8 protein-coding genes are annotated in these 8159 nt (G+C 66.9%); 7 read left to right on the plus strand and 1 reads right to left on the minus strand.

Translation table 11 applies throughout. The annotated features are described in order from the left end of the window. Positions 1–260 precede the first annotated feature (260 nt). Complete coding sequence (locus VGI62_RS17055) at positions 261–1502, minus strand: LLM class flavin-dependent oxidoreductase (RefSeq protein WP_331505728.1); 1242 nt, start codon at positions 1500–1502, stop codon at positions 261–263. A gap of 188 nt (positions 1503–1690) precedes the next feature. Between VGI62_RS17055 and VGI62_RS17060 the strand changes: the two genes are divergently transcribed. The 7 genes from VGI62_RS17060 to VGI62_RS17090 all read left to right on the plus strand — a co-directional run. Next, positions 1691–3310: a hypothetical protein gene (locus tag VGI62_RS17060; RefSeq protein WP_331505729.1), complete on the plus strand. Its 1620-nt coding sequence runs from the start codon at positions 1691–1693 to the stop codon at positions 3308–3310. Between the two features lie 98 nt (positions 3311–3408). Beyond that, on the plus strand, positions 3409–4389 hold the full coding sequence (locus VGI62_RS17065) for a septal ring lytic transglycosylase RlpA family protein (protein ID WP_331505730.1): 981 nt from the start codon (positions 3409–3411) through the stop codon (positions 4387–4389). Between the two features lie 31 nt (positions 4390–4420). Next, positions 4421–5056, plus strand: coding sequence for a dTMP kinase (gene tmk / locus VGI62_RS17070; protein WP_331505731.1), 636 nt, complete (start codon positions 4421–4423; stop codon positions 5054–5056). Further along, positions 5049–6062 carry a DNA polymerase III subunit delta' gene (locus VGI62_RS17075; protein WP_331505733.1) on the plus strand — a complete coding sequence of 338 codons (1014 nt, stop codon included), beginning with the start codon at positions 5049–5051 and terminating at the stop codon, positions 6060–6062. The genes tmk and VGI62_RS17075 overlap by 8 nt, the downstream gene beginning before the upstream one ends. Positions 6063–6070: 8 nt before the next feature. Further along, entirely contained in the window at positions 6071–6859 is a 789-nt protein-coding gene (locus VGI62_RS17080) for a TatD family hydrolase (RefSeq protein ID WP_331505734.1), read from the plus strand. Beyond that, complete coding sequence (locus VGI62_RS17085; protein ID WP_331505735.1) at positions 6856–7683, plus strand: MBL fold metallo-hydrolase; 828 nt, start codon at positions 6856–6858, stop codon at positions 7681–7683. Before VGI62_RS17080 ends, VGI62_RS17085 begins: the two co-directional genes overlap by 4 nt. After that, on the plus strand, positions 7680–8159 hold a 480-nt coding region (locus VGI62_RS17090), incomplete at its 3' end, for a formyltransferase family protein (protein WP_331505736.1). The genes VGI62_RS17085 and VGI62_RS17090, both read left to right, overlap by 4 nt.

The raw sequence follows: 8159 nt of genomic DNA on the forward strand, positions 1-8159 counted from the left end.
ACATAGGCGATGCAAAGGTTGTCATCGCGGCGACAGAGATCGAGCAGCGTGTTGCCATCGTAGTAGCCCTTCACGGTAAGGCTCTCACCCGGCCGACGGGGCGGGGAAATCCAGTTATGCGCCGGCTGCTTGGCCGGAGAAGCAGCTGCTAACGCGGCGAGCAAGGCGATGATCATGTGGCCTCCGAACGGCGAAGCGTAGTCGCTTATGGGGGCGGCTGGCGCGCCAGCTCGCAGGATCCGATGGCGCCTGAAGGTGACCTACGTCGTCGTCGCGTTGACCTGCGCGCGCTGCACCGAGGCCTTGACCACGGGGATCTCATCATCGGCCAGGGGCTGCATCCAGCGTTTTCGCGCCATTGCGGCTTCAATGTAGGGGGCAAGTTCGGCAGCCTTCTTCGCTTCCCTCTCGGCCGCCTCCGCCTTGAACTCTCCCATGACTTCGGCGGCGAAGAGTTCCAGCGATTGGCAGATGTGCTCGTGTCGGTTGCGGCCAGCTTGTTGGAGGAAGATCACCTGATCGACTCCGGCGTCGCGAAAGGCTGCGATGTGGTCGCGGATGTCCTGAGGCGTACCGATGCCGTTGGCGTTGCGCGCGCTCATCTTGCGCGCAGCGATGATCTCCTCGTCCTGCTGCGCGCGGGATGCCTGGAAATCGGCGAACAGCCTGGAGCGGCCCGGCACAGCGTCATGCGCCACCAGGGCGTTGATGGCATAGCCGAAGAACTCGAAGCCCTCCTGACCACGCCGGATAGCCTCGTCCCGGTCGGGGTGGACGGAGAAGTTGGAGACCATGGCCATATTGGCGTTCACCGCATGGCCGATCGGGACGCACTCCTCCGATTTGATGATGCCGTAGTAAATCTCGGCCCAGTTCCGCGCTTCTTCCGGATCGACGAAGGAGAAGGCGAGCGCGCCGACGCCGATGGAAGCTGCAACCTTGATGGTGTCGCGGTTGGTGCAGGCCATCCACATGGGCGGGTGCGGTTTCTGAACAGGCTTTGGGACGACGTTTCTGCAGGGGAATGAGAAGCTCTTCCCCTCGAAGCCGGGGTAGGGGCTCATGGCCATCATGTTGGCGACCTGCTCGGCCGCCTCCAGCGCCATGGCGCGTTTTTCCTTGGCCGGGATATGGAACGCACCCAGCTCCAGCCGGGTCGCGCCCTCGCCGATGCCGAAGTCGAGGCGGCCGTTCGAAATGATGTCGAGGGTCGCCAGCGCCTCGGCGGTGCGGGCAGGGTGGTTGTAGTTCGGGATCACCTGGCGGATGCCATGGCCGACGCGGATGTTCTTGGTGAGCGCAGCGCAGGCAGCCAGGAAGACTTCAGGTGCGGAGGAGTGGGAATACTCCTCAAGGAAGTGGTGCTCGACCTCCCAGGCGTAGTCGTAACCAAGCCGATCAGCGAGGACGACTTGCTCGAGGGCCTGGTGAACCAGGCGCGCTTCGTCGCCTTCGTTCCACGGTTTGGGAAGCTGGAGCTCGTAGAAGATCCCGAACCGCATCGCCTGTCTCCTCCAGCCACTTGCCCGTCTGCGCGGGCGCCTATGCAACTTCCCGCCTCCCAGCCGGGTTTGGCAAGGCGGCAGGAATCAGCGCGCCCCCGCCGCGAGGGAATCATCGTTCTATGAGCAGGCGACGGGCGGGTTCGCGCGCCTGGTTCACTTGACGCCAGATGGGCCGGATCCTGCCAATGACGACGCCAGCGCCGAGCCCTGCCGGTCAGGACCGCCTTGTGCAAGCTGGACTGCTCTTGGCCTTCGCCGCGGTGTTTGCGCCGATCGTGATGGCTAGGGTTCCGCTGCTGCTGGACTATCCCAACCATCTTGCCCGGTTTTGGCTGCTTTCAGGCGGCGACCGGGTCGCGCCGATTTCGGCGATGTACCGGATCGACTGGAGCCGGGCCTCCACCAACATCGGGATCGACCTGGTCGTCACCGCGCTTGGCAAATTCCTCCCCTATCAGGCAGTCGGGAAGCTGATCGCAATCGCCGCCCTGGCCGGCCCGCCGGCAGGTGCGGCGCTGCTGAACCGCATGGTCTTCAATCGATGGCATTGGTGGCAGCTGAGCCTGCCGATCCTGGCGTGGACGACCACGGCCCTGATGGGCTTCCTGAGCTATCAGATCGCCTTGGCCCTGGCGCTCTTCTTCGCCTGCCTGGAGCCGGCTCTGGCGAAACGCCCAATGCTCGGCGTCGCTATGCGCATGGCCTGCGGTGCGGCGATTCTGCTCTTCCACCCCTTCGGGCTGCTGTTCTACGGGGCCCTGCTCGCGGCGCTGGCGATCGGACCGGGCTGGCGGGATATCTTTGTCCAGGCTCGCCTTTTGCAGATCGCCCGCGGTCTCGCAGTCGCCGCGGCCGTCGTGGCGATCCCGGCCGTGCTGCTCTACACGCTGGCCTCAACGCCGCCTGGAGCCCACGTCGGGGATCACCCCTTCCTCATCTGGACGAGCCCGACGCCCTACCACCTAATCCTGACCGCAGCCTCGCCCTTTGCCAGCTACGGGCTTTCCGTCGACGCGCTCTTCCTACTGCCCCTCCTGGCGATCTGCGGCTGGGCCGCTTGGGTCCGGCGGCTCAACGCCCACGCCGGCCTCTTTGTCGTTGGGGTCCTTACCGCAATCCTGGCGCTGATGACGCCGGGGGTCGTGGGCGACGCCGGCTATGTCGACCGCCGATTCCCGCTTATGGCCGCTCTGATGCTGTTCGCCAGCCTGCAGCCGCAGCCGACACGGCGGTTCGCCGGGGTAGTCTGGCTGGCGGCGGTCTTGTTGATCGTCGATCTGGGAAAATCATCCTGGATCGCCAGTATCTGGTCGGCCCGGGAGGGTGACGTCAGGTCCATCGAACGCGCTCTGGGCGCGACGCCGCCTGGCTCGGCGATCTTCACCGTGCAGGTTATGCCGGCGAGCGTGAAAGTCGCTCCTGTGGGGCGGTACCTGGCGGGCATCGTCGGGAACACCAGCGAAAGCACCCTGCGGCACATGCCGGCCCTCGTTGTCCCGGAGCGCCACGCCTTCATCCCCACGCTATTTACGGTCCCCGGCCAGCAGCCTCTGCGCGTACTGGCGCCGTGGAGCAATCTCGCTGTGCCCAGCTCCGCGGTTCCGGATGCACACGTCCTGGACGGCCATCCCACGAAGAGCGACTTGAAGGCGGACCCCTATCTGGCGGATTGGCGGCGGAGCTTTGACTACGTCCTGGTGATCGGGGCTGATCTGGTGGACGGAGATGGACCATTCACCCTCCCGCCGCACCTGAGATTCGTCGCGGGCGACGCCTATGCGAGGCTGTTCAAAATCGAGCACTGATGGCGCTCGCCGCGGCGTCGTGGCAAGGTTCGGTTAACCCTGGCGAAAGGCTGCCAGGGACATGCTGCATCCTTGCGAAAAGCGGAGCGGGGTGAGTCATGGGTCGTGGACAGGTCATCCGGACAGACCGGCTGGCGGCCGTCATGTTGGCGGGAGCTGCCCTGACCGCCTGCGCGACACCAGAGTACGCGGTTCGCGGGCCGGCGGCTCAGGCGCCGTCGCCCCACGCCCGGAGCCAAGCCAGGCCGAGCGGCTACAAGACGAACGATCCCTATCAGGTGGGTGGCATCTGGTATGTGCCGCACGAGCAGCCGAACTACAACGAGACCGGGACCGCCTCCTGGTATGGCGAGGCTTTCCAGCTGAAGGCCACCGCCGACGGTGAGATCTTCGACATGAACCAGTTCTCCGCCGCGCACACGACCTTGCCGCTGCCCTCGATGGTGGAGGTGACGAACCTCGACAACGGAAGGAAGCTGACGGTGCGGGTGAACGACCGCGGGCCTTTTGTCGGCGGGCGGATCATCGACCTGAGCCAAGCCGCAGCCCGCGAGCTTGGCTACGACCGCCAGGGCCTCGCGCGCGTACGCGTACGCTACGTAGGGCCCGCGCCGCTCGCACCGCCCGACGCCGGCGTGCGTTACGCGCGCACCACTCCGCCTGCCGCCCCGCCCGCCTTCACCCAGGTCGCGACGAGGCGGCCGGCCGACGAGGACATCTTTGCCGAGGCGCCGGCGCGCGGATTGCAGGTCGTGGTCAAGCCGGCCGTGCCGCCGCCCGAGCCGGTGTACGTATCGAGCCTTGCCCCGCTACCGGCCGCCGCAGCGCGACCGGCCATGGCCGGCGAAGCCGGATTCCGTATCCAAGCGGGCGCCTACAGCGACGAGGCCAATGCACGCCGCGCCGCCGATCAGTTATCAGCCGAGGGCGTGGCGACAGTGGAGCCGTTCCAAAGGAGCGGCGAGACGCTCTACCGCGTGCTGCTGCCCGGACCGTCCGACGAGGCGCAGGCCTATGCGCTGAGAGACAAGCTCGCGCGGATCGGCTTCACCGACGCGCGGGTCGTTCGCCCCTTCTAGACTTTAGGCGCGAACTGGCCATTTTGGGCCGGTGGCGCAGGGCAGGTTCATTACGTTCGAAGGCGGCGAGGGGGCTGGGAAATCCACTCAGCTCAAGCGCCTCGCTGCGCGCCTTGAGGTTGGTGGCCGTGAGGTCGTGGCGACCCGCGAACCCGGCGGATCTCCAGGGGCCGAAAGCATTCGGGAGCTGGTGCTCAAGGGCGCCGCCGACCGCTGGAGCCCCGTCACCGAGACGCTTCTGATGTACGCCGCACGGCGCGACCACGTCGAGCGGGTGATCCGCCCTGCCGTTGGGCGCGGCGCCTGGGTCGTCTGCGACCGATTCGCTGATTCCACACGCGCCTATCAGGGGGCCGCCGGTGGGACGGATCCGGGGCTGATCGCAGCGCTGGAGACCTTCACCCTCGAGGAGACGCGGCCAGACCTGACGTTGATCTTTGACCTGCCCGTTCACGTCGGGTTGGAGCGGGCGCATGCCCGGGCCGGCTCCGAGATGCGCTTCGAATCCAAGGGGCAAGCCTTTCATGAGCGCCTGCGCGAGGGCTTCTTAGCCATCGCCAGGGGTGAGCCGCAGCGTTGTGCGGTGATCGACGCAACAGGGTCCTTGGAAGAGGTCGAGGCCAGGGTCTGGACGGCGGTCGAGGACCGGCTTTTGGTCCATGGCTGAGATGCGTCATCCGCGAGAGGTCTTCGACCTCGCCGGTCACGAAGAGGTTGAGGCCGCCTTCGAGGCGACCCGGGTCCGCGGCCGTCTGCACCACGCTTGGATGCTGACCGGGCCGGAAGGCGCCGGCAAGGCAACCTTCGCCTATCGCGCCGCGCGCCGCCTTCTGGGCGCGCCGGAAGACCCTCCCTATGGAATCCTGGGCTCCAGTCCGGACCACCCCGTCAGCCGCCAGGTGATCGCCCGCTCGCACCCTGACCTCTTCGTGATCGAGCGATTGGGAGAGGACGGCAAGGTCCGCAAGGTGATCCCGGTCGACGAGGCGCGAGGGCTTTCGGAGTTCTTCTCCAAGTCGCCGGCCAGCGCGCCCCACCGGGTGGCCATCATCGACGCCGCCGACGACCTCAATGTCAACGCCGCCAACGCCATCCTGAAGACCTTGGAGGAGCCACCGCCCCACGGCGTACTCCTGATGATCAGCCACTCGCCTGGCCGCCTTTTGCCCACCATCCGCTCGCGCTGCCGCAGGCTGGCGTTCCAGCCCCTGCCGCTGGAAGCGGCCGCGGCCTTCGTGCGCGACCGAGAGGATGTCACCGCCGAGGCCGCGCTTAGGTTGGCGACGATGGCCGGCGGGGCGCCGGGGCGAGCCTGGGCGTTAGCCGGAGCCAACGCCATCGCGATGGATGACGCCGCGCGCGCCCTGATCGAGAGCCTGCCTCGCATTGACGAGGCCATGGCGCTCTCGCTCGCCGACCGGTTCCGGGGCGCGGAGGGCCAGGCGCAGTTCAACCTGCTGTTCGACCGGCTCGCAGAGCGCGTGCACAGCTACTGCGCCACCCGGGCGAAAGAGGGACGGACCGGGCAGGGGACTGGCCGCCTCGAACAATGGGCCCTGGCCTGGGAGACCCTGCAGCGGCTGCCTCGCGAGGTCGAGGCGCTGAACCTCGACCGCACGGACGCCCTCTTCACCGCGCTGAGCGAGCTTCGCCAGGCCGCGCGCGCCGCCTGACCTGAACGATGCTGATCGATAGCCACGTCAACCTGCACGCCCCGCAATTCGACGCGGACCGTGAAGCCGTGATCGCGCGGGCGCGCGCCGCCGGCGTGCGGCTGATGGTCAACATCTCCGACCGGGTCTCGAACTACGAGGCGGTGCGCCTGGTCGCCCAACACCCGGATATCTGGTGCACGGTCGGCACCCATCCGCATGAGGCCAAGGAAGACCCCGACCTCTCGGCGGAGACCCTGGTCTCCTTGGCAGCCGATCCGCGCGTGGTCGGAATTGGGGAAACCGGCCTCGACTTCCACTACGACCTGAGCCCGCGGCACATTCAGGCCAAGGTGTTTCGCGTCCACGCCGCGGCGGCGCGGCTGACCGGCCTGCCCCTGGTGGTCCACACGCGCGAGGCCGACGCAGAGATGGGCGACATCCTGGAAGACGAATTCGCCAAGGGGCCATTCCGCCTCCTGATGCACTGCTACACCTCAGGCGCCGAGCTCGCGGCGCGAGCCGCGGCGCTGGGCGCCTGGTTCTCGGTCTCGGGCATCGCCACCTTCAAGGCCGCCGAGGACGTGCGCGCCGTGATCCGCAACATGCCGGGCGAGCGGATCATCGTCGAGACCGACTGCCCCTACCTGGCGCCGGTTCCCCACCGCGGGCGGCGCAATGAGCCGGCCTTCCTGGCGCATGTGCTCGCTAAACTGGCCGAGATCCGAGGCTGGACGTTGCAGGAAGCGGAGGCCAGGACAGAGGACGCCTTCTTCGACCTCTTCGACCGGATTCCTCGCCCCGGAGCCGGCTCATGAACGGGGGAACCCTGGAAGTCATCATCCTGGGCTGCGGCTCGTCCGGCGGCGTACCCCGCGCCGACGGTGACTGGGGCGCCTGCGATCCCCAAAATCCGAAAAACCTGCGCTCGCGCTGTTCCCTCCTCGTCCGGCTCATGGGGGAGGGGCCTGAGCGGGAGACGACCCTGATCGTCGACACGTCGCCGGACCTGCGGCTGCAGACCGCCCAAGCTGGCGCCAAGCGACTGGACGCCGTCCTGCTCACCCATGACCATGCCGACCAAGTTCATGGCGTCGACGACGTGCGAGCCTTCTTCATCCGTCAACGCGCGCGGATCGCGTGCCATATGGACACCGCCACCGACACCTCGATGATGCGCCGGTTCGGCTACATCTTCGAGGGAGAGGGCGGCTATCCGGCGATCTGCAATCGGGTGCCGATCCCGGCGCACGGTGTCCGCTGGACAGTGGCTGGCCCTTCGGGGGCGATCCCTGTTGTGTCCTTCGACCAGGACCACGGCGGGGTGCGTTCAGTCGGCTATCGGTTCGGAGATGTCGCCTACTCCAGCGACGTCGTTAACCTGGATGAATCAGCGTTCGAGGCTTTGGCCGACCTCGATGTCTGGATCGTTGACGCCTTGCGCTACCGGCCGCATCCCACGCATGCGCATCTGGAGCGGACGCTGGAGTGGATCGCGCGGCTGAAACCCCGGCGGGCGATCCTCACGAACCTGCATATCGACCTGGACTACGAGACCTTGAAGGGCGAGCTGCCATCAGGCGTGGAGCCGGCCTATGACGGGCTTAGGTTTGAACATGAACTGAGCGGCCAAATATCATGAGTTCTCCGTTACTTAAGCTCGGTTTCCTCGCGTCCGGAAACGCTTCCAGCGCGCGTGCGATCGTGACGGCGATCCATGCCGGCGAACTCGCGGCTGAAGCCCGCTTGCTGGTGAGCAACAACAGAAGCGCGCCGGCGCTGTCCTTCGCTTTCGAGGCCGGCGTGCCGGCGTTGTGTATCCCGACTCGGGGGGCTCCCGACGCTGCTGACGCTCAATTGGCCGACGCCATGGTGAGCCACGGCGTCGAAGTGATTGTTCTGTCAGGCTATCTTCGCCAGCTCGGGCCACTGACGCTGGGCCGCTTTGCAGGCAGGATCCTCAACATTCATCCAGGGCCGCTGCCGGAGTTTGGCGGCCACGGCATGTACGGACGGCGCGTACATGAGGCTGTGATCGCCGCCGGCGCCGCAGAGAGCGGCATCGTGATCCATCTGGTCGACGAGGAATATGACCGCGGCCCGGTGATTGCGCGCCGT

It is taken from the genome of Phenylobacterium sp., assembly GCF_036495085.1.
In the GTDB taxonomy this organism is placed as follows: Bacteria; Pseudomonadota; Alphaproteobacteria; order Caulobacterales; family Caulobacteraceae; genus Phenylobacterium.